Source organism: Rhodovulum sp. MB263 (genome assembly GCF_002073975.1).
Lineage (GTDB): Bacteria > Pseudomonadota > Alphaproteobacteria > Rhodobacterales > Rhodobacteraceae > Rhodovulum.
Genome location: NZ_CP020384.1, coordinates 2,710,512 through 2,735,125, shown reverse-complemented (window position 1 = coordinate 2,735,125; position 24,614 = coordinate 2,710,512). Strand labels below are relative to the sequence as shown.

Annotated in this window: 24 protein-coding genes; 13 read left to right on the top strand and 11 right to left on the bottom strand. The window is 67.7% G+C overall.

Going from position 1 to position 24,614, the window contains the following annotated elements; all coding sequences use genetic code 11:
* Positions 1-12 precede the first annotated feature (12 nt).
* The 5 genes from B5V46_RS12735 to murD all read left to right on the top strand — a co-directional run bounded on the left by B5V46_RS12735 (position 13) and on the right by murD (position 6,036).
* Positions 13-1,500: a UDP-N-acetylmuramoyl-L-alanyl-D-glutamate--2,6-diaminopimelate ligase gene (locus tag B5V46_RS12735; RefSeq protein WP_080616952.1), complete on the top strand. Its 1,488-nt coding sequence runs from the start codon at positions 13-15 to the stop codon at positions 1,498-1,500.
* The gene (gene murF, locus B5V46_RS12730; protein WP_080616951.1) at positions 1,497-2,945 is read left to right on the top strand and encodes a UDP-N-acetylmuramoyl-tripeptide--D-alanyl-D-alanine ligase; all 1,449 of its coding nucleotides are present in this window, start codon (positions 1,497-1,499) and stop codon (positions 2,943-2,945) included. Before B5V46_RS12735 ends, murF begins: the two co-directional genes overlap by 4 nt.
* Complete coding sequence (mraY, locus tag B5V46_RS12725) at positions 2,945-4,030, top strand: phospho-N-acetylmuramoyl-pentapeptide-transferase (protein ID WP_080616950.1); 1,086 nt, start codon at positions 2,945-2,947, stop codon at positions 4,028-4,030. The genes murF and mraY overlap by 1 nt, the downstream gene beginning before the upstream one ends.
* Positions 4,031-4,064: 34 nt before the next feature.
* Positions 4,065-4,466: a hypothetical protein gene (locus B5V46_RS12720; RefSeq protein WP_080616949.1), complete on the top strand. Its 402-nt coding sequence runs from the start codon at positions 4,065-4,067 to the stop codon at positions 4,464-4,466.
* Between the two features lie 166 nt (positions 4,467-4,632).
* A complete protein-coding gene (gene murD / locus B5V46_RS12715; RefSeq protein ID WP_080616948.1) occupies positions 4,633-6,036 on the top strand; it encodes a UDP-N-acetylmuramoyl-L-alanine--D-glutamate ligase in 1,404 nt (467 codons plus the stop codon).
* A gap of 6 nt (positions 6,037-6,042) precedes the next feature.
* Here the strand turns inward: murD and B5V46_RS12710 are convergent, their stop codons facing one another.
* Positions 6,043-6,975 carry an L-lactate dehydrogenase gene (locus B5V46_RS12710; RefSeq protein WP_080616947.1) on the bottom strand — a complete coding sequence of 311 codons (933 nt, stop codon included), beginning with the start codon at positions 6,973-6,975 and terminating at the stop codon, positions 6,043-6,045.
* Between the two features lie 330 nt (positions 6,976-7,305).
* Here B5V46_RS12710 and B5V46_RS12705 point away from each other — a divergent pair, with 330 nt between their 5' ends.
* Positions 7,306-8,478, top strand: a complete 1,173-nt coding sequence (locus B5V46_RS12705) for a type III PLP-dependent enzyme (protein WP_369822840.1) — start codon at positions 7,306-7,308, stop codon at positions 8,476-8,478.
* Here the strand turns inward: B5V46_RS12705 and B5V46_RS12700 are convergent.
* From B5V46_RS12700 to ectA, 7 genes are all read right to left on the bottom strand, one after another.
* The gene (locus B5V46_RS12700; protein WP_080616945.1) at positions 8,424-9,110 is read right to left on the bottom strand and encodes an ATP-binding cassette domain-containing protein; all 687 of its coding nucleotides are present in this window, start codon (positions 9,108-9,110) and stop codon (positions 8,424-8,426) included. The genes B5V46_RS12705 and B5V46_RS12700 overlap by 55 nt on opposite strands.
* Positions 9,107-10,795, bottom strand: a complete 1,689-nt coding sequence (locus tag B5V46_RS12695) for an ABC transporter permease (RefSeq protein ID WP_080616944.1) — start codon at positions 10,793-10,795, stop codon at positions 9,107-9,109. The genes B5V46_RS12700 and B5V46_RS12695 overlap by 4 nt, the downstream gene beginning before the upstream one ends.
* Positions 10,796-10,800: 5 nt before the next feature.
* Complete coding sequence (locus tag B5V46_RS12690; protein WP_080616943.1) at positions 10,801-12,018, bottom strand: ABC transporter substrate-binding protein; 1,218 nt, start codon at positions 12,016-12,018, stop codon at positions 10,801-10,803.
* A gap of 970 nt (positions 12,019-12,988) precedes the next feature.
* Complete coding sequence (locus B5V46_RS12685) at positions 12,989-14,419, bottom strand: aspartate kinase (RefSeq protein ID WP_080616942.1); 1,431 nt, start codon at positions 14,417-14,419, stop codon at positions 12,989-12,991.
* 107 nt (positions 14,420-14,526) lie between these two features.
* The gene (locus B5V46_RS12680) at positions 14,527-14,922 is read right to left on the bottom strand and encodes an ectoine synthase (RefSeq protein WP_080616941.1); all 396 of its coding nucleotides are present in this window, start codon (positions 14,920-14,922) and stop codon (positions 14,527-14,529) included.
* A 4-nt stretch (positions 14,923-14,926) separates the two neighbouring features.
* Positions 14,927-16,225 carry a diaminobutyrate--2-oxoglutarate transaminase gene (gene ectB / locus B5V46_RS12675; protein ID WP_080616940.1) on the bottom strand — a complete coding sequence of 433 codons (1,299 nt, stop codon included), beginning with the start codon at positions 16,223-16,225 and terminating at the stop codon, positions 14,927-14,929.
* 55 nt (positions 16,226-16,280) lie between these two features.
* Positions 16,281-16,820, bottom strand: a complete 540-nt coding sequence (ectA, locus tag B5V46_RS12670; RefSeq protein WP_080616939.1) for a diaminobutyrate acetyltransferase — start codon at positions 16,818-16,820, stop codon at positions 16,281-16,283.
* 262 nt (positions 16,821-17,082) lie between these two features.
* Between ectA and B5V46_RS12665 the strand changes: the two genes are divergently transcribed.
* The 5 genes from B5V46_RS12665 to B5V46_RS12645 all read left to right on the top strand — a co-directional run bounded on the left by B5V46_RS12665 (position 17,083) and on the right by B5V46_RS12645 (position 20,670).
* Positions 17,083-17,565 (top strand): MarR family winged helix-turn-helix transcriptional regulator, encoded by a 483-nt coding sequence (locus tag B5V46_RS12665; protein ID WP_080616938.1) that lies wholly within the window; start codon positions 17,083-17,085, stop codon positions 17,563-17,565.
* Positions 17,566-17,848: 283 nt separating this feature from the next.
* Positions 17,849-18,478: an ATP-dependent Clp protease proteolytic subunit gene (locus tag B5V46_RS12660; protein WP_080616937.1), complete on the top strand. Its 630-nt coding sequence runs from the start codon at positions 17,849-17,851 to the stop codon at positions 18,476-18,478.
* Between the two features lie 171 nt (positions 18,479-18,649).
* Positions 18,650-19,915 carry an ATP-dependent Clp protease ATP-binding subunit ClpX gene (gene clpX, locus B5V46_RS12655; RefSeq protein ID WP_080616936.1) on the top strand — a complete coding sequence of 422 codons (1,266 nt, stop codon included), beginning with the start codon at positions 18,650-18,652 and terminating at the stop codon, positions 19,913-19,915.
* Between the two features lie 3 nt (positions 19,916-19,918).
* Positions 19,919-20,302, top strand: a complete 384-nt coding sequence (locus B5V46_RS12650; protein WP_080616935.1) for a RidA family protein — start codon at positions 19,919-19,921, stop codon at positions 20,300-20,302.
* A gap of 125 nt (positions 20,303-20,427) precedes the next feature.
* Positions 20,428-20,670 carry a hypothetical protein gene (locus B5V46_RS12645; RefSeq protein ID WP_080616934.1) on the top strand — a complete coding sequence of 81 codons (243 nt, stop codon included), beginning with the start codon at positions 20,428-20,430 and terminating at the stop codon, positions 20,668-20,670.
* A gap of 71 nt (positions 20,671-20,741) precedes the next feature.
* Here the strand turns inward: B5V46_RS12645 and B5V46_RS12640 are convergent, their stop codons facing one another.
* Positions 20,742-21,017, bottom strand: a complete 276-nt coding sequence (locus tag B5V46_RS12640; protein WP_080618051.1) for a hypothetical protein — start codon at positions 21,015-21,017, stop codon at positions 20,742-20,744.
* Between the two features lie 227 nt (positions 21,018-21,244).
* On the opposite strand from B5V46_RS12640, the gene B5V46_RS12635 reads away from it, so the two are divergent.
* Both B5V46_RS12635 and B5V46_RS12630 read left to right on the top strand, forming a co-directional pair.
* Complete coding sequence (locus tag B5V46_RS12635) at positions 21,245-21,709, top strand: hypothetical protein (protein WP_231119110.1); 465 nt, start codon at positions 21,245-21,247, stop codon at positions 21,707-21,709.
* Between the two features lie 209 nt (positions 21,710-21,918).
* On the top strand, positions 21,919-22,407 hold the full coding sequence (locus B5V46_RS12630; RefSeq protein WP_080616932.1) for a cytochrome b: 489 nt from the start codon (positions 21,919-21,921) through the stop codon (positions 22,405-22,407).
* Here B5V46_RS12630 and B5V46_RS12625 read toward each other — a convergent pair.
* Both B5V46_RS12625 and glyA read right to left on the bottom strand, forming a co-directional pair.
* Positions 22,391-23,176 carry an alpha/beta fold hydrolase gene (locus B5V46_RS12625; RefSeq protein ID WP_080616931.1) on the bottom strand — a complete coding sequence of 262 codons (786 nt, stop codon included), beginning with the start codon at positions 23,174-23,176 and terminating at the stop codon, positions 22,391-22,393. The two genes, B5V46_RS12630 and B5V46_RS12625, sit on opposite strands and share 17 nt — an antisense overlap.
* Positions 23,177-23,286: 110 nt before the next feature.
* A complete protein-coding gene (glyA, locus tag B5V46_RS12620; RefSeq protein ID WP_080616930.1) occupies positions 23,287-24,582 on the bottom strand; it encodes a serine hydroxymethyltransferase in 1,296 nt (431 codons plus the stop codon).
* Between the last annotated feature and the right edge of the window lie 32 nt (positions 24,583-24,614).

The window sequence follows — 24,614 nt, the reverse complement described above, 5'->3', positions numbered from 1 at the left end:
GGCGCGGAGATCATGACAATCCGGACCGAAACGACGCTCGGCGATCTGGGGCTTACCGCCCAGGGCGGGCGAAACGTGCATATCACGGGGCTGTCGGTCGACAGCCGCGACACGAAACCGGGCCATCTCTTTGCGGCGATGCCGGGCACGCGGGCGCATGGCGCCGAATTCGTGCCCTTCGCGCTGCGGATGGGGGCGGCCGCCGTGCTGACCGACCGCGCCGGCGCGCGGATCGCCGCCGAGGCGCTGGCGGGCAGCGATGCCGCGCTGGTGGTGGCCGAGGATCCGCGTCAGGCTCTGGCCTGCGCGGCGGCACTGTTCTACGGCGCCCAGCCCGCGACCATGGTCGCGGTCACCGGCACCGCGGGCAAGACCTCGGTTGCAAGCTTCACCCGGCAGATCTGGGCCGGGCTCGGACGTGCCTCCTGCAATCTCGGCACGATGGGAGTGCAGGGGGCCTATCAGGCGCCGCTCTCGCATACCACGCCCGAGCCGATCATGCTGCACCGGCTGCTGGCCGAGATGGCAGGCGTGGGCGTCACCCATGCCGCGATGGAAGCCTCGAGCCACGGGCTTGAACAGCGGCGGCTGGACGGGGTCGCGTTGAAGGCTGCGGCCTTCACCAATTTCAGCCAGGACCATCTCGATTATCACGCGGGTTTCGAGGAATATTTCGCGGCCAAGGCGGGGCTGTTCGACCGGGTGCTGCCCGAGGACGGGACCGCGGTGATCAATATCGACGATCCGCGCGGTGCGCAGATGCTGGGCCATGCCCGGGCGCGAGGCCAGACCATCCTGACAGTCGGCCGCGCCGAAGAGGCGGATCTGCGCATTCTGGCGCAGCGCTATGACGCCACCGGCCAGGATCTGCGCTTTGCCTGGGAGGGCGTGGCGCAGCAGGTCCGGCTCGATCTGATCGGGGGCTTCCAGGCCGAGAACGTGCTGGCCGCCGCCGGGCTGGCCATCGCCGCGGGCGAGGCGCCGCGGCAGGTCTTCGCGGCCCTGCCCGAGCTTGCCACCGTGCGCGGCCGGATGGAGCTGGCTGCGACCCGCGCCAATGGCGCCACCGTCTTCGTCGATTATTCGCACAAGCCGGGCGCGTTGGCGGCGGCCATTGCCTCGCTCAGGCCTCATGTGATGGGCCGGATCGTGGTCGTCTTCGGCGCGGGCGGGGATCGCGACCGGGGCAAGCGGCCGCTGATGGGGCAGGTGGCCTGCAAACAGGCCGATGTCGTGATCGTGACGGATGACAACCCCAGATCCGAAGAGCCGGCGACGATCCGGGCGGAGATCCTGCAAGGCTGCGCCGAGGCGATCGAGGTCGGCGACCGTGCCGAGGCGATCCTGCGCGGGGTCGATACGCTCGAGCCGGGCGATGCGCTCCTGATCGCAGGGAAGGGCCACGAGACCGGCCAGATCGTCGGCGACGCGGTTTATCCCTTTGACGATGCCGAACAGGCCAGCGTCGCGGTCGCGGCGCTTGACGGGCGGCTGGCATGAGCGCGCTCTGGACGGCGGCAGAGGCGCTCGGGGCAACTGGCGGGCGCGTCACCCGGGACTGGTCGGTCACGGGCGTCAGTATCGATACCCGCAGCCTGAACCCCGGCGATCTCTTCGTGGCGCTGAAGGATCAGCGCGACGGCCATGATTTCGTCGCCGATGCGCTGGCGCGCGGCGCGGGGGCTGCGCTGGTGTCGCGCCTGCCCGAGGGGGTGGACGAGACCGCGCCCCTGCTGATCGTGCCCGATGTGCTGGAGGCGCTTTGCGCGCTGGGCCGGGCCGGACGCGCGCGCAGCAGGGCCCGGGTGGTCGCGGTCACGGGATCTGTCGGCAAGACCTCGACCAAGGAGATGCTGCGCGCGGTTCTGGCCGGACAGGGGCGGGTCCATGCCGCCGAGGCCAGTTTCAACAACCATTGGGGCGTGCCGCTGACGCTGGCGCGGATGCCGCGCGAGACCGATTTCGCCGTGCTCGAGATCGGCATGAGCCATCCCGGCGAGATCGCGCCGCTGGCCCGGCTGGCGCTGCCGCATGTGGCGCTGATCACCACCATCGCGCCCGCGCATCTGCAGGCCTTCGACGGGCTGGCGGGCATCGCGTCCGAGAAGGCCGCGGTCTTCGGGGGGCTGGAGCCCGGCGGGATCGCGGTCTATCCTGGCGATCTGGACACAAGCCCGGTGCTGGCCGCGGGCGCGGCCGGGCGGGCTGCGGCCGAGACCCGGTTCGGGACGACGGAGGGCTGTGATTTCCGTCTGTTGCAGGTGGATCTGCATGACGACTCGACGGTGGTGCGGGCCGAGGCGCGCGGGCGCGCTCTGCTGTTCAAGATCCATGCCCCGGGGCGCCATTTCGCGACCAATGCGCTGGGCGTGCTGGCGGTCGCCGAGGCGCTGGGCATCGATCTCGTGGTCGCGGCCTGCGATCTTGGCCAGTGGCGCCCGCCCGGCGGGCGCGGCGCGCGGCTCAGGATCCCGCTCGACACGGTCGAGGAAAGCCTCTCGGTCGAGGTGATCGACGACGCCTTCAATGCCAATCCGGCCTCGATGGCTGCTGCGCTCGAGGTGCTGGCGGCGGCCAGTCCCACCGACGGGCTCGGACGGGTGGCGCATGGCCGGCGGATCGCCATTCTGGGCGACATGCTGGAACTCGGCCCCGACGAGCAGGCGATGCATGCGGGGCTGGCCGATCTCGAGGCGATGGCGCATGTCGATCTGGTGCATTGTGTCGGGCCGCGGATGCGCGCGCTCTATTTCGCGCTGCCGCTTTCGCGCCGGGGGCAGTGGTTCGACGAAGCCGACCCTCTGGCCGCGAGGGTGCACTCGCTGGTCGATGCCGGCGATGTGGTGCTGGTCAAGGGATCGAAGGGCAGCCGCGTCTCGGTCGTGGTCGAGGCCCTGAAAAGGCTGGGGCAAGGCGACCCCGGCAGCGACGAGGAAATGTCCTGATGCTTTACTGGCTTGCCGACCTGTCCGATGGCGGTGGCGTCTTCAACCTGTTCCGCTACATCACCTTCCGGGCGGGCGGCGCGTTCTTCACCGCGCTGATCTTCGGCTTCCTGTTCGGGCGGCCGCTGATCAACCTCTTGCGCAAGCGGCAGAGGAACGGCCAGCCGATCCGCGCGGACGGCCCCGAGGGCCATATCGTCTCGAAGGCGGGCACCCCCACCATGGGCGGGGTGCTGATCCTGGGCGGGCTGATCGTCTCGACCCTGCTCTGGGGCCGGCTCGACAACCCCTATATCTGGATGCTGCTGTTCGTGACCCTGTCCTTCGGCGCCATCGGCTTTGCCGACGACTATGCCAAGGTCTCGAAGAACAACACCAAGGGCGTGCCCGGTTTCGTCCGCTTCGGGCTGGGCCTGCTGATCGCGGCCATTGCCGGATACTGGGCGTCCTGGGCGCATCCCGATGATCTGAGCCACAATCTGGCGCTGCCGGTCTTCAAGGACACGCTGCTCCATCTGGGGATGTTCTTCATCCCCTTCGCGATGCTGGTGATCGTGGGCTCGGCCAATGCCGTCAACCTGACCGACGGGCTCGACGGGCTGGCGATCATGCCGGTGATGATCGCGGCGGGCACGCTGGGCGTCATCGCCTATGCGGTCGGCCGAGTCGACTTCACCGATTATCTAGAGGTCCATTACGTCCCCGGAACCGCCGAGATCCTGATTTTCTGCGCAGGGTTGATCGGCGCGGGGCTTGGCTTCCTGTGGTATAACGCCCCACCCGCCGCCGTCTTCATGGGCGATACCGGGTCTCTGGCGCTGGGCGGCGCGCTGGGCGCGATCGCCGTCGCGACCAAGCACGAGATCGTTTTGGCCATAGTAGGTGGGCTTTTCGTGGTCGAGGCGCTGTCGGTGATCATCCAGGTCGCCTATTTCAAGGCCACCCGCAAGCGGGTCTTCCTGATGGCCCCGATCCATCACCACTTCGAGAAGAAGGGCTGGGCCGAGCCCCAGATCGTGATACGATTCTGGATCATCAGCCTGATCCTTGCGCTGATCGGTCTGGCAACCCTCAAGGTCCGCTGAGTGGTCGGGCCGGGGTGGCCGAGGAGATAGAGAGATGCAGATGAACCCGGTCGAAGACACCTACAGCTATCTTTCGCCAGCCGCCCGGCTCGGCACCCCGTCCCTGCACGCGGTCACGCCCGACGTGAAGCTCAAATCCTGGAACGGCGTCCCGCCCTATGCGGTCTGGGCGGGCCTTGGCTATCTTCTGATTCTGGCGGTGATCTTCTCCGATCAGATCGTGCCCTATTGCGAGGCGAATTTCGCCCAGCCGCAGAACTGCGCGCCGATCTTCGGCAAGATCATCCCGATCTTCGTGGCGGGCATCATCCTGGCCCCGGCGCTTGCGGGCGCGGTGCAGCGCATGGGCGGCAACAAGGCCACCGGTCTGGTCTTCTCCTTTGCCGTGGCGGTGGTCCCGCCGGTGATGCTGGGCTGGTCCTACCTGCTGGGCTGAGCCGCAGAGACCCTGCGCGCGCCCTGAAAGGCGTCCGCCTGTCCCCGACGATGGCAAGGGGGCGGGCCGCCCGTCCTTGAAGCGACCGGTCCGGACCGTCTGCTGTGTCTTGCACCCGGCCCGTGCCGGGGGCATCGTCTCGCCGCTGAAAGCGAAAGGACAGGGCATGATTCCGGTGCGTGGTGTAGAGGGTCAGAAGCTGGCCGTTCTGGGGCTGGGCCGGTCGGGGCTGTCGGCGGCGCGGGCACTGCGCGCGGGCGGGGCCGAGGTTCTGGTCTGGGACGACAACGAGGCCGCGCGCGCCGCGGCCGGGGCCGAGGGCTTTGCCGTGGCCGATCCGACCCGCGCGGGCGGTTTCGAGGGCGTGAGCGCGCTGATCGTGAGCCCCGGCATCCCGCATCTCTACCCCGGCCCGAACCGCGTGATCGCCGCCGCCTGGGCTGCGGGCGTGCCGGTCGACAACGATATCGGGCTGTTCTTCCGCTCGCTTGCGACCCCGGACTGGGACAGTTTCGACGCCCCCCCCAAGGTGATCGCGGTGACCGGCTCGAACGGCAAGTCGACGACCTCGGCGCTGATCCATCACCTGCTGGAAAGCTGCGGCCGCCCCAGCCAGCTGGCCGGCAATATCGGCCGCGGCGTACTGGATATCGATCCGCCGGGCGAGGGGGCGGTGGTGGTGCTGGAGCTGTCCTCCTACCAGACCGATCTGGCGCGGGCGCTGACCCCCGATATCGCGGTCTTCACCAATCTCTCGCCCGACCATCTTGACCGGCATGGCGGCCTTGGCGGCTATTTCGCGGCCAAGCGCCGGCTTTTCGCCGAGGGCGGGCCGGATCGCGCGATCATCGGCGTCGACGAGTCCGAGGGGATGTTCCTCGCCAACCAGCTGGCCGAGGGCGCGGCCGACGACCGGGTGATCCGGATCTCGTCGGGCCAGAAGCTGGCCGGAACGGGCTGGATGGTCTTCGCCCGCAAGGGGTTCCTGACCGAATGGCGCAAGGGACGGCAGGTGGCCAGCATCGATCTGCGTGCCATCGCCGGACTGCCGGGGGCGCATAACCACCAGAATGCCTGTGCCGCCTATGCCGCGGCGCGTTGTCTGGGGATCGGACCGAAACAGATCGAGGAGGCCCTGGGCTCCTTCGCGGGGCTGCCCCATCGCAGCCAGCTGGTGGCCGAGGCGGGCGGCGTGCGCTTCGTCAATGACAGCAAGGCCACCAATGCGGCCAGTGCGGCGATGGCGCTGGCGGCCTTCCCGAAGATCCGCTGGATCTGCGGCGGGCTCGAGAAGGAGGGCGGTCTGGCGCCGCTTCTGCCCCATCTCGGCCATGTCGCGAAGGCCTATGTGATCGGGCGCGAGGCGGCGGGTTTCGCGCTGCATCTCAAGGATATCCCGCATGAGGTCTGCACCACGATGGAGGCCGCGGTCGCCCGCGCCGCCGACGAGGCGCAGCCGGGCGAGGTGGTGCTCCTGGCGCCCGCCGCGGCCAGCTTCGATCAGTATGACAGCTTCGAGCGCCGCGGCGAGGATTTCATGGCCCGGGTGCAGGCGCGGCTCGGCGCCTGAGCCAATCTATAGTCCGAGTGCGTCCGAGGTCTCGCGCAGCATCCGCGCACTGGCCGTCAGCGCCGCGACCTCTTCGGTATCGAGCGTCGGCATCAGGGTCGAACGGATGCCCTGCGCGCCGACCACGCGCGGCAGCGACAGCGCCACATTGCGCACCCCCGTCACCTCGGGGGTGACCAGCGACAGCGACATCACCGCGCCCTCGTCGCGGCCGATGGCCTCGACGATCCGGGCAAGCCCCGCGCCGATGCCGTAATTGGTGGCGCCCTTGCCCTCGATGATCCGGTAGGCCGCGCGCCTGACGCCGTCATCGATCCGGGCGCGGACATCGGCGGTGATCGCCGAGCCAAGCTGGGCCGCGACCGAGTTCAGCGGTTCCGAGCCGACCCGCGCGCCCGACCAGCCCAGCACCTCGCTGTCGCCATGCTCGCCCAGCACATAGCCATGGATCGATTGCGGCGCGATGCCCAGGTGATGCGCGACGAGGCTGCGGAACCGGGCGGTGTCGAGGATCGTGCCCGAGCCGAAGACCCGCCCCGGGGCGAGCCCGGCGAGCTTCGCCGTCACATGCGTCATCACATCGACCGGATTGGTCGCGACCAGGAGGATCGGGTCGGGGACGGCGCGCAGCACCGCCCTGATCACGTCCTCGAAGACCGCCGCATTGCGTTCGAGCAGCGCCAGACGGCTTTCGCCGGGCTTCTGGCCCACACCCGCCGCCAGGATCACCACATCGGCCCCCGCAAGCGCCTCATAGCCGCCCGCCTCGACCGCAACCGCCGCGGTGAAGGGCGCCGCATGGGCGATGTCCTGGGCCTGGGCAAGTGCCAGCGCCTCGCTGCGGTCGACCAGTACGATCCGGCTGGCGGCCCCGGTCAGTGCCAGCGCATAGCCCGCTGCCGAGCCCACCATGCCCGCGCCCACGATTCCAACCTTCATCAGTCGCTCCTGTCTGACAGAGATACAACCCTGACGGTTCTGGACGGCCGCGTCGCCCGGTGCAACGCTTTCTTAACAACCCTTTGTTCTTCGTGATGAAAATACCCGATTCCGTGGGGCCGTGCCGACCCTTTGGTTCACGGTTTCGTGTGGCGCGTAGAAAAAAACGACTCGCTCCGGATTTTCTATTGAACCGACTCAGCACCGGCCCTATGTGGCCGCCTTACAGACGCCAACGCACGCGCCTCTGGCCCTCATGGTCACGTAGCGACGGTAACGTCTCCCTTGGAACTGAGCGGTCATATATGGCCGGGTCTATTGGAGATGACCATGTACGCTACGCAAGCCGATTTCGTCGGCGGCACCGATATGCTGTCGCCTTCCCGCGTCGAAACCTTCATCCGCGCCAACAGCTTCGAGCGTCCGACGCTGGTGCTTGACACCGACCGTGTCGCCGACCGCTTCCACGCCCTGCGCGCGGGCCTCGGTCAGGCCGCCATCCATTACGCGGTCAAGGCCAACCCCGCCCGCGAGATCGTCGAACGTCTGGTCGGCCTCGGCTGCCATTTCGACGCCGCCTCGCGTGGCGAGATCGAGCTGTGCCTCGGGCTCGGCGCCGCGCCGCATCAGATCTCCTTCGGCAACACCGTCAAGCGCGTCGCCGATATCGCCTTCGCGCATCGCGCGGGCATCACGCTTTTCGCCGCCGATGCCGAGGAAGAGCTGGACAAGATCGCCGAGCACGCCCCGGGCGCCGAGGTCTATATCCGCGTCCTTGTCACTGCCACCGAGGCCGACTGGCCGCTCAGCCGCAAGTTCGGCTGCGCCCCCTCGAAGGTCGCGCCGCTGATGGCGCGGGCGGTCGCGCTGGGCCTTCGTCCGGCCGGGCTGTCCTTCCATGTCGGCAGCCAGACCCGTCGCGCCGAGATGTGGGTGCCGGTGCTGAACGAGGTGGCCGAGATCTGGCATGCCGCGCGTGCCGAGGGCTACGATCTGGACCTTCTGAACATCGGCGGTGGCTTCCCGGCCTACTACGGCGAAGAGGTGCAGCCGCCCGCGCTTTACGCGGCCGAGGTGATGCGGCTGGTGAGCGAGCGTTTCGGCGCGGTGCCGCGGGTGATGGCCGAGCCGGGCCGTGGCATGGTGGCCGAGGCGGGCGCCATCGCGGCCGAGGTGATGCTGGTCTCGCAGAAATCCGACGACGATACCTATCGCTGGGTCTATCTGGATATCGGCAAGTTCTCGGGGCTCGCCGAAACCATGGACGAGGCGATCCGCTACCAGTTCGCGACCGATCGCGATCACGAGCCCACCGCGCCCTGCATCCTTGCCGGTCCGTCCTGCGACAGCGCCGATGTGCTTTACGAAAAGCGCCCGGTGCAGCTGCCGGTGGGGCTTCGCTCCGGCGACAAGGTCATCATCCGCAATTGCGGGGCCTATACCTCGACCTATTCCTCTGTCGGCTTCAACGGCTTCCCGCCTCTGGACGTCGTCGTCATCTGATCCGACAGCGCGATGACCGGGCCGCCTGCCGCCTCGGCATCGGCCCGGTCATGGGTGACCAGCAGGACCGGCAGGCCACGCTCCCGCGCGCGGGCAAAGACCAGCGCGCGGATCTGGTCCCTGAGTGCCGCGTCGAGCCGTGAGAAGGGCTCGTCCAGCAACAGGGCCCGCGGCTCGGCGAGTAGCATCCGCATCAACGCGACCCGTGCCTTCTGCCCGCCCGAGAGCGTGGCCGGATCGCGGCTGGCAAATCCGGCCATGCCGATCTCGTCCAGGGCGGCCTCGATCCGCGCGCCGCGGGCCTTGCGGCCGCGAAGCGCCCGGGGCAGGGCGAAGGCGAGATTGCCGCCGACGCTGAGATGGGGAAACAGCAACTCGTCCTGATAGAGGATGCCGATCCGCCGGTCTTCGGGCGGCAGCCCCGTCACCTCGCGCCCGTTCAGCACCACGCGGCCGGTCATGGTGAAGGCCGGGGGCAACGTGCCGATCACCGCCGCCAGCAGCGTCGACTTGCCCGAGCCCGAGGGGCCCATCACGCTGAGAACCTCGCCGGGGGCGACATCGGCCTCGACCGCGATCAGCGGCACGGGCCCCCGGGCGATGGTGATATTCTCAAGCCGCAGCCCCGTCATCCGGCCCCTCGCATCCCGCGGCGGTGGCGGTAGATCAGCCGGGGGGCTGCCAGCGCAAGCGCGAAGGGGGCTGCGACAAGGACGGTCTGGACCAGCACGGTCACGCCGATGATCCGCCGGTCGCCGCCTGCGGCCAGTGCCACCGCCTCGGTCGTGAGGGTCCTGATCCGCCCGCCGCCGGGCAGCAGCGTCGGCAGATATTGCCCGACCGAGACCGCGAAACCCACCGCTGTGGCGGTCAGGACCGGCGCCAGCAGCATCGGCAGCCGCACGTTCCGGAAGATGCGGCCGGGACCGGCGCCAAGGGCAGCGGCTACGGTGGCATGGCGCGGGTCCCAGGCCCGCCAGGGCGCAGAGAGCGCGAGAAAGACATAGGGCAGCACGAAGACCAGATGGGCCAGCACCACCGTGCCGCGCCCGGTTCCCGCGCCGAGGCTCAGCGCAAGGGTCTGAAGCCCCGGCAGGAAAGCCACCTGCGGCACCAGCAGCGGCAGGTACAGAAGCCAGAGGCTGCGACTGCCGGGGGCAAGCCCGAAGCGATGCTCTGCCTCGAGGCAGGCCAGCGTCAGGGCCAGCGCCAGGGCGGTGGCCAGACCGGCCAGCAGCAGCGTCTCGCGCGCGGGTACGATCAGGGCCGGGCCGTGGCGCGCCCAGCTTCGCAGCCCGATGCCGTCGGGCAGGGCGTCGGGAAAGCCCCAGAAGCCCGCGACCGACCAGAGCGCGAGCCCGGCGAGCCCGAGGATCACTGCTGCCGCGGCCAGCGCCGCAAGTCCCAGACCGGCGGCGCGCAGCACCGGCTCGGCCAGCCGGCGCGCGCCGCCCTCGGCCCAGCGGCGCCCGAGCCGGGCCGCCGCCAGCTCGCCCAGCCGCCAGAGCCCCAGCGCCGCGAGGACCAGCCCCAGTTGCAGCACCGCGCCGGCGGCGGCCTGGAACCTGAGGCTCAGGTCGGGATCGGACATCCAGCGCACCACCTGCACCGACAGCGGCGGCGGCGTCGAGGGGCCAAGCACGATCGCCACATCGACCGCCGACATCGAATAGGCCAGCACCGCATAGACCGGCAGCCGGATCTGGGCATAGACCGCCGGGAAGACCGCCTTGAGCCAGCCGGTCGTCCGCCCGTATCCCAGCGCCCGGGCGATGGTCAGCCGGCGGGCGGGCGCGGCCTGCGGCAGGGCGGCCAGCGTCATCAGGACCAGGAACGGGATCTCCTTGGCGGCGAGCCCGGCGATCATCGCGAGCCCCATCGGGTCCTGCAGGATCAGGAGATCGGGCGGGCGCTGCCAGCCGGTGGCCCAGGGCGACAGTGCGCGCAGGATCCAGCCCGAGGGCGCGATCAGGAAGGCCAGCCCCAGCGCGGCGGCCACATGCGGCACCGCCAGAAGCGGCGCAAGCAGCCGCTCGAGCAGGGCCATCGCCCGCGTGCCGGACCATCCGGCGGCAAACAGCGTGACCGTGCCAAGCGCGATCAGCGTCGCGGCCAGGCCGGTGCCGACCGACAGCCCGATTGCGCGCGGCAGGCCCGGCCAGGCGGCCAGGGCGCGGGCAGGTTCGAGGCTGAGCGCGTGGCCTCCCAGCGCCGGCAAGACCCCCAGCGCCGGGCCCAGCGTCCCGGCGAGCCCGGCCAGGACCGGCCCCAGCATCAGGACAAGCGTCAGCGCGGGCGCGGCGCGCAGCGGGCGCATGGGGCTCAGGGTGCCACGCCGTAGCGCGCGATCCAGTCGGCCTCGAGCCGGGTCGCCCAGGAGGGATGCGGCTCGGGCAAAGCGGGGCCAAGCTCGGCGGGCGAGAGTGTGGCGATGCCAAGATCGAGCGCCTCGAACCGGGCGCGGTCCCCGGGGGCAAGCTTGTCCATCGCCAGCACCGTGCCATAGCCCAGAATGTCGGGGTCCTGGGCCTGGGCCTGCGCCTCGGGCGACAGAAGGAAATTCGCCAGCACCATCGCGCCCGCCCTGGCCGAAGCGTTGTAGGGGATGGCGACGAAGCTGGCATTGCCGATGGTGCCGCCCTCCAGAACGAAGGTCCGGACCGTGTCGGGCAGTTGCCCATTGGAAATGGCGGTCGAGGCCTCGCCCGGGCTGAACGAGATCGCGAGGTCGATCTCGCCATCGGCCATCAGTTGCAGCTGTTGCGGGCCGGATTGCGGATAGGCCCGGCCCTGCCGCCACAGATGCGGGGTCAGTTCGTCGAGAAAGGCCCAGAGCGGCGCGGTGACGGCGGCGTAATCGGCCTCGTCGGTGGGCTTTTGCAGAACCGACGGGGCGGGGGCCAGTTCGTACAGCGCCTGCTTGAGGAAGGTCGTGCCGAGAAAATCGGGCGGCTGCGGATAGGTGAAGCGGCCCGGATGGGCGCGGGCCCAGTCCAGAAGCGCGGGCATGGTCTTCGGCGGTTCGGCCAGCCGGGCGGTGTCGTGATAGAACACCACCTGCGCCATCGCCCAGGGCGCCTCGAAGCCCTCGGTCGGGACGGTGAAATCGGCGGTCACGGCGGGCTTGCCCTCGGTATCGACATAGCGCCAGTTGGGCAGATCCCAGGCCCAGGGGCCGTAAAGGAGCCCGGCCTCTTTCATCGCCGCGAAATTGGGGCCGTTGATCCAGATCAGGTCGATGGCGCCGCCGGTGTCCTTGCCGGCGGTCTTTTCTGCCAGCACCCGGCTGACCGCGTCGGCGGTATCGGCCAGCTTCACATGTTCGACCGTCACGCCGTAGCGGTCCCCAACCTCGTTTGCGGCCCAGCGGATGAAGTCGTTCGTCGCTGCGGCGCCGCCCCAAGCGTTCCAGTAGACGGTCTGCCCCTCGGCCTCAGCCAGCAGGGCGGGCCAGTCGGCCGGATCGGAGGCGAGGTCGGAGGAGGGGGCAGGGGAAGCCAGCAGGCCCAGCGTGACGGCAAGGGGGGCGAAGCGGCGCATGCGGGGTCTCCTGAAGAAGGGCCGGGGCGTTGCGGATGTCCCGGCCGGTTATGGCTGACGGGGCGGACGCCGCCAAGACGCGCATTTCCGGGGCGCCCGTATCGACCGGCCCTCCGGATGATCGGGGCGACCGTCATCTGACAGGGTAAGCGGACAGCGATGCATGACAAGGGCAGAGAGCGAGAGAGGCGGGCGGAGCAGCGCGCGGCCGTGCACGTTTTACCGAAGGGCCAATCAGGGGGTTTTCCCCAACTTGCGCCAAAGGCCGAATTGCGCGAGAATAATTCAAGAAAAGGAACTGTCGGCCGGGGTGCAGTCGTTCTTTCTGGGTTATTTGGTCGAGTTTCGTGCGTTGTTTTGCACAGCTTCGACCGACGGTTCCTTTTCTATATGTCCCCTTTTTACGATGCGCCCGGAGATCCCTTTTCGCAGGGGGCCGTTTCGTGGTGGCATCCGTCTTTTCGGCGGGGGCGCCCGGCCCGTGCTTCGAACGCAAGCGGTGCCATGTCTGATCCCTGCCGATTGCGCGACGCGCAGGGGGCGCGACCGGCCCCTCGTTTCCCGGGACCGCAGGGCGGGCCACAGGCGAAGGCGCGGCGCTTTGGGTTTACATCTCAGATGCATAACGCGTTTTTCGGGCAAGGCGGTTGCCAGCCGAAGCACATGGGGGCCGCCGGAGCGGGGGCCTCAAACGGGCCCGGGAGGCGTAATCGCAAAGGAACAGGCGCCGGCGTCCGAAGCCGAAAATGAAATAACTTCAGGACAGGCGAGATCGCAAAAGCGGGGCGGCAGATGCCGCAACCGCATCGGGTTCCGCTTTTGCAGGCTGATGAAATCAAAGCGGGTCGCGGCCCGATATGACCGCGACCCGAAGCTCTTTTCGCGGCGCTGACGCTTGCCGCAACCTTTCCCAACTGGCCAAAAGGCCCGACCGGCGGACGAAGGCGGCCGTCACGGGCCCCCCGCCGGGTCAGGCGGCAATTGCCTCCTGCTGGCAATCTTCTTCGACCAGGGCTGCATGCAATGCCCGGATCGCGGGTTCCATGTCCTCGCGCGGGACCACGAACTGGGCATCGACATCGCGCGTGGTCTGCTGCACGGCAACCGGCTCGATCCCGGCCGCATCGAGCGCCGAGAGACCGCGGGCCAGCACCTTCAGCCCCTTCAGGTCGCGCCCGATCGCCGCCACCACCGCGAGATTGCGCGCGGTCAGCGTGGCGCCCGGGAACCTGGCCTCGAGATCGCGCTCGACCCGGCGCACCAGCTTCAGCGGCGCGTCGAGATAATGGGTGATGGTGTTGGCATTGGAGGTCTTGGCGACGATCCGCACCTTGTGCCGGGTCAGCACGTCGAGGATGGCGCTGTCGTAGCCTTTCACGCCGACCATGTCCTGTTCGAACAGTTCGAGCGCATAGACCCCGAGCCCGGTCACCATCTCGACCCGCGGCGCCTCGCCCTCGGCATCGTCGATCAGCGTGCCCGGATCCTCGGGCTCGAAGGCGTTGGTCACGCGCAACGGAATGCCCGCCTGCCGGAGCATCTTGGCGGCCTTCGGATGAACTGCCTCCATGCCCATGTTCGACAGCTGGTCGGCCACGTCGTAATTGGTATGGCCCATCTTCACCACCGCCTCGGCGCCGACCAGTTTCGGATCGGCCGAGGAGAGGTGGAACTCCTTGTGGATGATCGCCTCGCCGGCGCCGGTGAGGGCAGCGATCCGGGCGAAGGTCACCTCGGAATAGCCGCGGTCGAATTCGGCCATCAGCCCCTCGGAGCATTGCGCATAGCCGGTCACGATCGGCATCTCGTGGAAGATGTCGACATCGCGCAGGCCCTCGATGATGCGTTCCTCGAGGGTGCATTCGGTCTCGTCGCGCCAGCCCGACAGATCGACGAAGCGCGCATCGATCCCCCGGCGGCGCAAAAGCGCTGCGGTCACGAAAGCCGACTGCGCCTCGCCCAGCCCCGACAGCAGCTCGCGGATCAGCCCCATGTGATGGGCCAGCCGGAAATGGCCGTAGGAACAGAGCCGCTGCAGGTCGATCAGGCAGGACCGCGCGCCCTCGATCCGCTCGCGCACGAAATCGTCGGCGGCGGCGATGTCGGCGGGATGGTCGAGGACCCGGCCATGGGCCTCGCGCATCGCGCCCGCGACGCGGTTCAGCGCGTCCGACCAGGCATGATCATTGTCGGCATTGGAAAACAGCCCGTAGACCCCGGGCTCTCCGGTCTTCTTCTGTTCGAGCAGCAGGTCGGTGATGCCGCCGAAGGCCGAGACCACGAAGATGCGGCCGTATTCCGGGGCCTCGCGGCCGCGGGTGAAAAGCGTGTCCACAAGCTCGTGGACGCGCGCCATGGATGTGCCGCCGATCTTCTCGACGGTATGCTGTCGCTTGGTCACTGTTGTTGCGCCCGCCGGGTTGCCCCGGGGCGTCCTGTCATTGGGGCCGGTCTCGGGCCGACCCGCGGGCTGGCCCGGGGCCAGCCAGGGGCCGGTCTCCTGCGGGTTCAGTCGGTAAGCTCTTCCACGGGGGCATAGGAGCCATCCTCGCGGTGAACCTCGGTGCCGGTGACCGGCGGGTTGAAGCAGCAGGCCATCACCAGCTCCTCTTCGGCACGGAGGGTGTGGTGGTCGTGCTGGTCGAGCGCGTACATCACGCCCGGGCGGATCTGATAGGTCTCGCCCGAGGCCAGATCGGTGATCGAGCCCTTGCCCGAGATGCAGTAGACGCTTTCGAAATGGTGCTTGTAGTGGAACGTGTGTTCCGAACCGGCCTGCAGCACCGTGATGTGGAAGGAAAAGCCCATCCCATCATCGGCCAGCAGCATCCTTACCGAGGTCCAGCGCGCATCCGAGACCGCGCGGTCAGTATCCTTGAGTTTGTGAAAATCTCGAATAATCATTGTCTTACTCCGCTGCCATGGCGAAAGGGACGCAGGCCTCCACGGCCGCGTCGAGAATATCGAGCCCCTTGCGGAACTGCTCCATCGGGATGGTCAGCGGCGCCAGCACCTTGACCACCTCGTCATGCGCGCCCGAGGTCTCGATGATCAGGCCGCGCCGGAAGCATTCGGCGCAGATCCGTCCGGCGAGCGCGCCGTCGCCCAGGTCGATGCCGCGCATCATGCCGCGGCCCTTGAGCGTCGCGCCCCCGACCCGGTTACCGATCTGGCTCAGCCGCTCTTCGAGCACCTGCGATTTCAGCGCGACCTCGTTGCGCAGGTCGTCATCGGCCCAGAATTTCTCCAGCGCGACGCGGGCGGTCACGAAGGCATGGGTATTGCCGCGGAAGGTGCCGTTATGTTCGGCCGGCTTCCAGATGTCGTGTTCGGGCCGGATCAGCGTGCAGGCGAAGGGCAGCCCGAAGCCAGACAGCGACTTGGCCAGCGTCACCATGTCGGGGTCGATGCCCATATGGTCGAAGCTGAAGAAGCTGCCGGTGCGGCCGATCCCGGCCTGGATGTCGTCGACGATGAAGAGCGCGCCGTGTTTCTTCGCCAGCCGCTCCAGCCCCTGGGCCCATTCGCAGGAGGCGGCATTCAGCCCGCCTTCGCCCTGCACCAGCTCGACGATGAAGGCGGCGGGGGCGTCGATGCCCGAGGAGGGGTTTGACAACATCGCGTCGAGATGCTCGAGCGTGTCGAGATCGCCCATCGAATTCTCGAACGGCATATGGGTCACGTCGGGCAGCGGAACGCCCGCGCCGCCGCGCTTGCCGGAATTCCCGGTCAGCGCCAGCGCGCCCAGCGTCATGCCGTGAAAGCCGTTGGTGAAGGCGATCACATTGCGCCGTCCGGTGACCTTGCGCGCGAGTTTCAGCGCCGCCTCGACCGCATTGGTCCCGGTCGGGCCGGTCATCATCACCCGATGCTCCATGCCGCGGGGATGCAGGATGTGGTGCTCGAAGGCGGTCAGGAAGGCGGCCTTCTCCTCGGTGTGAAGATCGAGCGCATGGGCGAGGCCGTTCTGCTCGAGATGCGCGATCAGCGCGGCCTTCATGTCGGGATCGTTATGGCCGTAATTCAGCGACGAACAGCCCGCCAGGAAGTCGATATAGGTATTGCCATCGGCATCGGTCAGCGTCGCGCCCTCTGCGCGGGCAAAGCTGACGGGGAAGTTGCGGCAATAGGACCGGACCTCCGATTCGCGTCGGTCGTAAATGGTGGGTTCGGCAATGGTGGTTTCGGCTGTCTCGACAGTCGACATGGGAACGTCCTCGGATTTCTGAAAAAGGAAAAGGTGAAAGACGGAACGCGTTGGCTTACGCGGCCCGGGACAGCGCCTCGGCCAGACGGATCGTCACCATGTGCTCGGTGGCGTGGCGACCGTCGAAATGCTCGCTCCTGGTGAAATGGGGCGTATCCTCGATCCGGGCGCCGAGCCTGCGGGCAAAGCCGCGGAACAGCCCCCAGGACGCGTCGTTGTCGCGGGTGATGGTGGTCTGCAGCCGCATCACGCCGTCGCAGGCCTCGCGTTCCAGCAGCTCGGACAGCATCCGCCGCCCGAGGCCGCGACCGCGCGCCTTGTCCGACACGGCGACCTGCCAGACGAACAGGGTCTCGGGGGCGTCCGGAAGCCTGTAGGCCGAGATCCAGCCCACCGCTTCGCCGTCCATTTCCGCCAGGATGCAGGTGTCGGCGAAGTGGTCGCACTGGATCAGATTGCAGTACATCGAATTCTCGTCGAGCGGCTTGCAGGCGCGGACCAGAGCCCAGACCGCGGCCCCATCCTCGCCGGTTGGCGGTCGGAATGTGATGGGCGCCTCGGCGCGCCGGGGGCTGGACTGGATCGTGAGTGCCATGGTTCTGCTGTCCTCCTTGTGGCTCGGGTATTTCAATATAGTTAGTCTTGCGAAATTTCAATATGCCGATGCAAAAGGCACAAAATTTGGTATAAAGCCGCCTAAATGAGCTAAGAAGTACGGATCATCTAGGCAGGAAACAACCCCGGATTGCGCGATCTTCTTCGGGTCAGTTTGTCTTGCGAAGCTCATTGCCCTTGCGCCCGTCCGCGATTGATGAAAATCGTTCTCCGTCAGTGTGCTGCCGGAAGATGGAGGTGGTATGAAACGGTCCGAACTGAGCCTTGTCGCGTTGCGGCGGATCCTGAGGGCAACCGAGCTTTACGGCCGGGAATTGGCGCGTGCCGCGGGGCTGACCGCGGTACAGATTCGCGTGTTGCAGATCGTGGCCGAGACCGGGCAGAGCACGCCGAAGACCATCGCCACCCGGATGGGGGTGTCGCAGGCGACGATGACCACGCTGATCGACCGGCTGGTCGCCAAGGGGCTTGTCGACCGGCGGCGCTCGGAAACCGACCGGCGGCAGATGATCATCGCCATCACCGGGCTTGGCCGCGAGTCGATCGACCGCGCCCCCGATCCGCTGCATGATCGCTACGTGATCGCCTTCGAGAGGCTGCCGGACTGGGAACAGGCGATGCTGGTGGCCGCGCTCGAGCGGGTCGCGTCGCTGCTCGATGCGGGCAATCTCGATGCGGCGCCGGTTCTCGATCTGGGCGATATCCGGAAGACACTGCCCGAATAACAGGCACAGCGAACACGGCGCGCGGGCCGGCTTGGTCCTGCGTCGCGATGTTGCGGTGCCGCCCGATCTTCCGCCGAACCCCGTCCTTGCCGCGTTGGTGCCGCGTGCCCTGCGCTTAGCATCGCGGTCGGGGCGGGCGTCGCGGCCCGGGGGGCGGAGAAAGGAAAAGCGGCTATGGCCCTTGCAGGGAGTCTGGTGCGAAACTAAGACTCTTCCGACACGCGGGCTGACAGGCCGGACCCGTCAGCATCCAACGGCCGAATGTACCCAGAGGCAGGCGACTATGACCGACATGATCGAGCATTACATGAACAACCTGGTGCCCATGGTGGTCGAGCAGACCTCGCGCGGCGAACGGGCCTATGACATCTTCTCGCGCCTGCTGAAGGAGCGGATCATCTTCATCACCGGCCCGATCCATGACGGCATGTCGAGCCTGATCGTGGCCCAGCTCCTGCATCTCGAGGCCGAGAACCCGTCCAAAGAGATCTCCATGTATATCAACAGTCCAGGCGGCGTTGTGACCTCGGGGCTCTCGATCTACGACACCATGCAGTACATCAAGCCCAAGGTCTCGACCCTGGTGGTGGGGCAGGCGGCCTCGATGGGCTCGCTGCTTCTGACCGCGGGCGCGCCGGGAATGCGCTTCTCGCTGCCCAACAGCCGGATCATGGTGCACCAGCCCTCGGGCGGCTTCCAGGGCCAGGCGACGGACATCATGATCCATGCCCAGGAGACCCAGAAGCTGAAGGACCGGCTGAACCAGATCTACGTGAAGCATACCGGTCAGGATCTTCAGAGCGTGATCGACGCGCTCGAGCGCGACAACTTCATGGATGCCGAGACGGCGAAGGACTGGGGCCTGATCGACGAGATCGTCGAAAGCCGCAGCGCCCTCGAAGAGAAGAAGTAACCGCCGCCACCCCGGGGCGGGGCCGGACCGGCCCTGCGCCAGGGTGAGGAATTTGACATTGTGCCCCGCTCCGCCTTGCCCTACCCTGATCGGAAGGCCGAGGTGACCGGGGAAGGCGAGGCGTTCCTGCCCGGTGCAGGACCGCACAGACCACGACCGCAGAGGACCGACATGGCGACGAATTCCGGCAGCGACTCGAAGAACACGCTTTACTGCTCGTTCTGCGGCAAGAGCCAGCATGAAGTGCGCAAGCTTATCGCCGGGCCGACCGTTTTCATCTGCGACGAATGCGTCGAGCTGTGCATGGACATCATCCGCGAGGAGACCAAGTCCTCGGGGCTGAAGTCGACCGATGGCGTGCCCACCCCCCGCGACATCTGCGAGGTGCTGGACGATTACGTGATCGGCCAGATGCATGCCAAGCGGGTGCTGTCCGTCGCGGTGCACAATCATTACAAGCGGCTCAATCATGGCGCCAAATCCGCCGATATCGAGCTGGCGAAATCGAACATCCTGCTGATCGGCCCGACCGGCTGCGGCAAGACCCTTCTGGCGCAGACACTTGCGCGCATCCTCGACGTGCCCTTCACCATGGCCGATGCGACCACGCTGACCGAGGCGGGCTATGTCGGCGAGGATGTCGAGAACATCATTCTCAAGCTGCTGCAGGCGTCCGAATACAATGTCGAGCGCGCACAGCGCGGCATCGTCTATATCGACGAGGTCGACAAGATCACCCGCAAGTCCGACAATCCCTCGATCACCCGCGACGTGTCGGGCGAGGGCGTGCAGCAGGCGCTCCTGAAGATCATGGAGGGCACTGTCGCCTCGGTGCCGCCGCAGGGCGGGCGCAAGCATCCGCAACAGGAATTCCTGCAGGTCGACACCACCAATATCCTCTTCATCTGCGGCGGTGCCTTCGCTGGCCTCGAGAAGATCATCTCGCAGCGCGGCAAGGGCTCGGCCATCGGCTTCGGCGCCGATGTGAAGGATAACGATTCGCGCGGAATCGGCGAAGTGTTCACCGAACTCGAACCCGAGGATCTGCTGAAATTCGGCCTGATCCCCGAATTCGTCGGCCGTCTGCCGGTGATCGCCACCTTGACCGATCTGGACGAGTCCGCGCTGGTGCAGATCCTGACCGCGCCGAAGAACGCGCTGGTCAAGCAGTATCAGCGGCTGTTCGAGCTGGAAGATACCCAGCTGACCTTCACCGAGGATGCGCTGTCCGCCATCGCCAAGCGCGCCATCGCGCGCAAGACCGGTGCGCGCGGTCTGCGGTCGATCATGGAGGATATCCTGCTCGACACCATGTTCGATCTGCCGGGCATGGATGCGGTGCAGGAGGTCGTGGTCAACGAGGAAGCGGTCAATGCCGATGCCGCGCCCCTGATGATCTATGCTGACAGCAAGAAGGAAGGAAAGACCGCGGGCTGAGGTATGGCGCGCCGTCTGATCTCGACCGGATCGCCCTTCGAGGCGAAGATCGGCTATTCCCGCGCCGTCATCGCCGATGGCTGGGTCTTCGTGGCCGGCACGACCGGCTATGACTATGCCACCATGACCATGCCCGACGCGGTCGAGACCCAATGCGCCAATGCGCTGGCCACGATCGCGTCTGCGCTGGCCGCGGCAGGGGCCTCGCTCGACGATGTCGTCCGGGTCCGCTACATCCTGCCCGACCGGGCCGACTGGCCCGCCTGCTGGCCTGTCGTCTCCGAGGCCTTTGCCCGGGCCCGGCCCGCGGCCACGATGATCACGGCCGGGCTGATGGAGCCCGAGATGAAGATCGAGATCGAGGTCACCGCCCGACTTCCCGCCTGAGCCCTGACGGTTTCCCATTCCCCGCCTTTCACCGCTTCGTGATGCGTCGTGCCCCGGGCGACGGCATCCGGATCTGCGGTCGCTGCGTATTTCCCTTGCGTTAACCATGACAAGGGAGGGAAATCATGGACCGTCTGAGCCTGCTCCTGACCCCGATGAGCGGGGCCGTGATCACCGGGGCGATCGTGATCGTCATGTTCTCGCTGGGCTTCTACAGCTGGACCGCCATCGCCATCGGCGCCGGGATCGGCTGCATTCTGGCCTGGCCCGCAGCCTATGTCGTCTCGCGCCGGATCAAGGAGGCCGATCCGCGCTGGTCGGTCCGCTCAAGGGAGGAACGCCTGCGGGGCGGCCTGCCGGAGGTCTGAGCCTGTTTCCGCCCCCCGGCGGTGCTTACAAGAGGCATCTCGGGGGCGGCCTTCGGGTCGCGGTGCTCGGGCTAGGACGTGCCTTGCGCGGCTTCGGGATGGCTTGCCAGGAAAGAGTGTAGCACCGCGTAAAGCTCGGCTGCGCGGCGGGTATCGTCGCGATGGAGGGCGGCGCGGATATCCTCGCAGATCATCGCCTGGACCCGTTGCGGGCCGTGATGCAGATGCATCAGGTAATCGCCCAGAAGCGATGCATCGGCCTCGGGCAGGTTCTCATGTTCGGCAATGGCCGAGATCTCGTCGCGCGAGAGATCGGTCATGTCTTCGATATCGTCGAGTGAGATCATCTGCTTCGCGCTCCCCCGCCCGGCAATCACCGCCGCTGCCGCGTCGCCGATGGGCCAGCCTAACATGGGCCCCGGCAGGCCGGTTTGATCCGCATCAAGGCGGGCTTCCCCAACGTCAGGCGCGGAGGCGCGCGCGCCATGCCCGGTTCTGTGCCTTTGTCACCGCCGGGGCACGCACCCATGCCCTATCACCTGTCCGAAGATCACCAAAGACAGGGAGATGGGCCATGACCCTCGCAAAGACTTTCCTCAGAGCCCCGAGAATGGCGGCGCTCGGGCTGACGCTGACGCTGGCACTGGCGGCCGCTCCGGCGGCGGCGAAGGATGTGCGCCGGCTCGTCACGGTGCTGACCGATGCCGCGCCGCAAACCCAGCTGATGGCGATGGTACTGACGCTGCAGGCGCTTGAGCGCGGGGTCGAGACCGAGATCCTGCTCTGCGGTCCGGCGGGTGATATCGCGCTTGCCGCGCCACCCGAGACGGCGCTGGCGCCCCAGCCTCCGGCCGGTCTGAGCCCGCAGGCCGCGCTGCGGACCGCGATCGGCAAGGGCGCGCGGGTCGGGGTCTGCGCGATCTACCTGCCCGGGCGCGGCGCCGGGCCCGAGGCGCTGATCGAGGGGGTGGGCGTCGCCCGTCCCGGTGCCATGGCCCGCGATCTTCTCGACCGCCGCGCCCGGGTCTGGTCGTTCTGAGCCGCGGTGCCGGGACCCCGGGATGCTTCGCCAGGCCGCACTCCCGGGCGCATGGAAATCCTCTAGCCTGACGGGCATGAGCCTTGCCGCGGTGACGCAGACGAGCGCCGGCATGCCGATGCCCGTCGCTGTCGCCCCGGCCAGAGGCCGTCTACCGGCCGCCGGTCCCCGGGCGGTCGCTTCAGGAAACGGATCATCGGAGGTCGTCGATGTCGGTTACGGGTTATTCACGGATGCAGATCCGTCTGCATTGGGCGGTGTTCGGTCTTGTCGTGCTGCAATTCCTGTTCGCAGAGGGCATCGGGCAGGCCTTCGGGCGCTACATGGAGACGGGCGAGAAGGGCGTCACCGTTCTGGTTGCGCTGCATATTCTGATCGGGCTGGCGATTCTGGTGCTGGCCTTCTGGCGGCTGGGACTGCGCTTTCTGCATGGCGTGCCCGCTCCCGATCCAGGCCATACGCCCGCCCAGGTGATGCTGGCCCGGGTGATCCATGGCGCGCTTTACGTGCTGATGGTGGCGCTGCCAGCGACCGGCATGCTGGCCTGGTGGCTGGGCTCCGAGCTGGCGGCGGGGCTGCATGCCGGGTTCCGGGTGATCCTGGTGCTGCTTCTGCTGCTGCATGTGGCGGCCGCGCTGATGGGGCAATACATCAAGAAGGACGGCACGCTGACGCGGATCCTCAGGCCCGAGGGCTAGGCGGCATCTCGAGGAAGGCCCGCACCGCCGCTTCGAATTCCCGCGGCTTGTCGGCATGCAGCCAGTGGCCGGCACCGGGGATCCTGGCGAAGCGGGCCGCGGGGAACAGCGCCTTGATCCGGTCCCGGTCCCCGGGGCCGACATAATCGGACAAGGCCCCCGTCAGCATCAGCGTCGGGCCGTCGAACCGGCCTTCGACAGTGTCGGGCCAGCCGGTGATATGGGGCATCTCGGCTTCGAGCGTGTCGAGATTGAGCCGCCAGCGCGGCGGCTCGGCGCGCAGATCCAGCGATTGCAGCAGGAAGGCCCGGGTCGACGGGTCCCCGATAGCGGCCGCCAGCGCCCGGTCGGCCTCGCTGCGCCGCGAGATGGCCGAGAGGTCGAGCCCGCGCATGGCCTGGATCAGCCCGGTCTGGCTGTGGCCATAGGCGACCGGCGCGATATCGGCCACGATCAGCCGTCCGACCGTCTCGGGCCGGGTCAGCGCCAGCATCATCGCGGCCTTGCCCCCCATCGAATGGCCGATGACATCGGCCCGCCCGCCTTCGGCCGCGATCACCTCGGCCAGGTCGGCGGCAAGTTCGGGATAGCGATGGGTGGCGGTCCAGGGGCTGTCGGCATGGTTGCGCATGTCGACCGCGACGACCCGGCGGCTGTCGGACAGGCGGCGTGCGACGGCCCCCCAGTTGCGGGCCGAGCCGAACAGGCCATGAACGATCAGGATGGGCGGGACGGCGCTGCGGTCGCCGTGGATCTGTGTCGCGAGCATGGGGCAGAGATACCCCCGGGCGGCGGCCGGTGCCAGAGTGCGCGGGCCTTTTCCAGAAAGGAAAAGGGGCAGCCGGGGCTGCCCCTTCCGGTCCGGGTCCTGTTATGCGCTCAGAGCGCGGGATAGATCGGGAAGCGGGCGCAGAGCGCCTCGACCTCGGCCTTGACCCGGGTCTCGACCTCCGAGTTGCCCTCTTCGCCATTGGCGGCCAGACCGTCCACGACCTCGGTGATCCAGCGGCCGATCTGGGCGAATTCCTCTTCGCCGAAGCCGCGGGTCGTCCCGGCGGGGCTGCCCAGACGGATGCCGCTGGTGATCGTGGGCTTCTCGCTGTCGAAGGGGATGCCGTTCTTGTTGCAGGTGATATGGGCCCGTCCCAGCGCCTTTTCGGTGGCGTTGCCCTTCACGCCTTTGGGTCGCAGATCGACCAGCAGCACATGGCTGTCGGTGCCGCCGGTGACGAGGTTCAGCCCGCCCTCGACCAGTGCCGCGCCCAGCGCCTTGGCATTCTTGATGACCTGTTCCTGATAGGTCCTGAAGTCGGGGCGCAGCGCCTCGCCGAAGGCCACGGCCTTGCCTGCGATCACATGCATCAGCGGACCGCCCTGGATGCCCGGGAAGATGGCCGAGTTGAACTTCTTGGCCAGCGCCTCGTCATTGGTCAGGATCATGCCGCCGCGCGGACCGCGCAGGGTCTTGTGGGTGGTCGTCGTTGCGACATGCGCATGCGGGAAGGGCGAGGGGTAGAGCCCGGCCGCCACCAGCCCCGCGAAATGGGCCATGTCGACCATCAGCCAGGCGCCGACCATGTCGGCGATCTCGCGGAAGCGCTTGAAGTCGAGGATGCGCGGAATGGCCGAACCGCCCGCGACGATCAGCTTGGGCTGATGCTCTTTCGCCAGCGCCTCGATCTGGTCGTAATCGACCTCGAGATCGCTTTCGCGCACGCCGTACTGGACCGCGTTGAACCATTTGCCCGACTGGTTCGGGGCGGCGCCATGGGTCAGGTGGCCGCCCGCGTCGAGGCTCATGCCGAGGATGGTGTCGCCGGGTTTCAAAAGCGCGGTGAAGACGCCCTGGTTGGCCTGGCTGCCCGAATTGGGCTGCACATTGGCAAAGGCCACGTCGAACAGCTTGCAGGCCCGCTCGATCGCCAGGTTCTCGGCGATGTCGACGAACTGGCAGCCGCCGTAATAGCGCCGGCCCGGATAGCCTTCGGCATATTTGTTGGTCATCACCGAACCCTGTGCCTCCATCACGGCGCGGCTGACGATGTTCTCGGAGGCAATCAGCTCGATCTCGTCGCGCTGGCGGCCAAGCTCCAGACCGATGGCACGGGCGATCTCGGGATCACGGGTGGCAAGGTCATCGGCGAAAAAGCCGCTGTCTTGGTGATGGGCGTTCATGTTGGGTCTCCTCGGGACAGCCAGAGCCGGAT

Bases quoted from the DNA above. Each gene is read 5' to 3' on its own strand.
- B5V46_RS12630 (WP_080616932.1), top strand. From the start codon at position 21,919: ATGTCGGTTACGGGTTATTCACGGATGCAGATCCGTCTGCATTGGGCG.
- mraY (WP_080616950.1), top strand. From the start codon at position 2,945: ATGCTTTACTGGCTTGCCGACCTGTCCGATGGCGGTGGCGTCTTCAAC.
- B5V46_RS12710 (WP_080616947.1), bottom strand. From the start codon at position 6,975: ATGAAGGTTGGAATCGTGGGCGCGGGCATGGTGGGCTCGGCAGCGGGC.
- B5V46_RS12625 (WP_080616931.1), bottom strand. From the start codon at position 23,176: ATGCTCGCGACACAGATCCACGGCGACCGCAGCGCCGTCCCGCCCATC.
- ectA (WP_080616939.1), bottom strand. From the start codon at position 16,820: ATGGCACTCACGATCCAGTCCAGCCCCCGGCGCGCCGAGGCGCCCATC.
- murF (WP_080616951.1), top strand. From the start codon at position 1,497: ATGAGCGCGCTCTGGACGGCGGCAGAGGCGCTCGGGGCAACTGGCGGG.
- B5V46_RS12680 (WP_080616941.1), bottom strand. From the start codon at position 14,922: ATGATTATTCGAGATTTTCACAAACTCAAGGATACTGACCGCGCGGTC.
- B5V46_RS12640 (WP_080618051.1), bottom strand. From the start codon at position 21,017: ATGATCTCACTCGACGATATCGAAGACATGACCGATCTCTCGCGCGAC.
- B5V46_RS12735 (WP_080616952.1), top strand. From the start codon at position 13: ATGACAATCCGGACCGAAACGACGCTCGGCGATCTGGGGCTTACCGCC.
- B5V46_RS12700 (WP_080616945.1), bottom strand. From the start codon at position 9,110: ATGACGGGGCTGCGGCTTGAGAATATCACCATCGCCCGGGGGCCCGTG.
- B5V46_RS12705 (WP_369822840.1), top strand. From the start codon at position 7,306: ATGTACGCTACGCAAGCCGATTTCGTCGGCGGCACCGATATGCTGTCG.
- B5V46_RS12650 (WP_080616935.1), top strand. From the start codon at position 19,919: ATGGCGCGCCGTCTGATCTCGACCGGATCGCCCTTCGAGGCGAAGATC.
- B5V46_RS12690 (WP_080616943.1), bottom strand. From the start codon at position 12,018: ATGCGCCGCTTCGCCCCCCTTGCCGTCACGCTGGGCCTGCTGGCTTCC.
- clpX (WP_080616936.1), top strand. From the start codon at position 18,650: ATGGCGACGAATTCCGGCAGCGACTCGAAGAACACGCTTTACTGCTCG.
- B5V46_RS12660 (WP_080616937.1), top strand. From the start codon at position 17,849: ATGACCGACATGATCGAGCATTACATGAACAACCTGGTGCCCATGGTG.
- B5V46_RS12665 (WP_080616938.1), top strand. From the start codon at position 17,083: ATGAAACGGTCCGAACTGAGCCTTGTCGCGTTGCGGCGGATCCTGAGG.
- B5V46_RS12635 (WP_231119110.1), top strand. From the start codon at position 21,245: ATGACCCTCGCAAAGACTTTCCTCAGAGCCCCGAGAATGGCGGCGCTC.
- glyA (WP_080616930.1), bottom strand. From the start codon at position 24,582: ATGAACGCCCATCACCAAGACAGCGGCTTTTTCGCCGATGACCTTGCC.
- B5V46_RS12720 (WP_080616949.1), top strand. From the start codon at position 4,065: ATGCAGATGAACCCGGTCGAAGACACCTACAGCTATCTTTCGCCAGCC.
- ectB (WP_080616940.1), bottom strand. From the start codon at position 16,225: ATGTCGACTGTCGAGACAGCCGAAACCACCATTGCCGAACCCACCATT.
- B5V46_RS12695 (WP_080616944.1), bottom strand. From the start codon at position 10,795: ATGCGCCCGCTGCGCGCCGCGCCCGCGCTGACGCTTGTCCTGATGCTG.
- murD (WP_080616948.1), top strand. From the start codon at position 4,633: ATGATTCCGGTGCGTGGTGTAGAGGGTCAGAAGCTGGCCGTTCTGGGG.
- B5V46_RS12645 (WP_080616934.1), top strand. From the start codon at position 20,428: ATGGACCGTCTGAGCCTGCTCCTGACCCCGATGAGCGGGGCCGTGATC.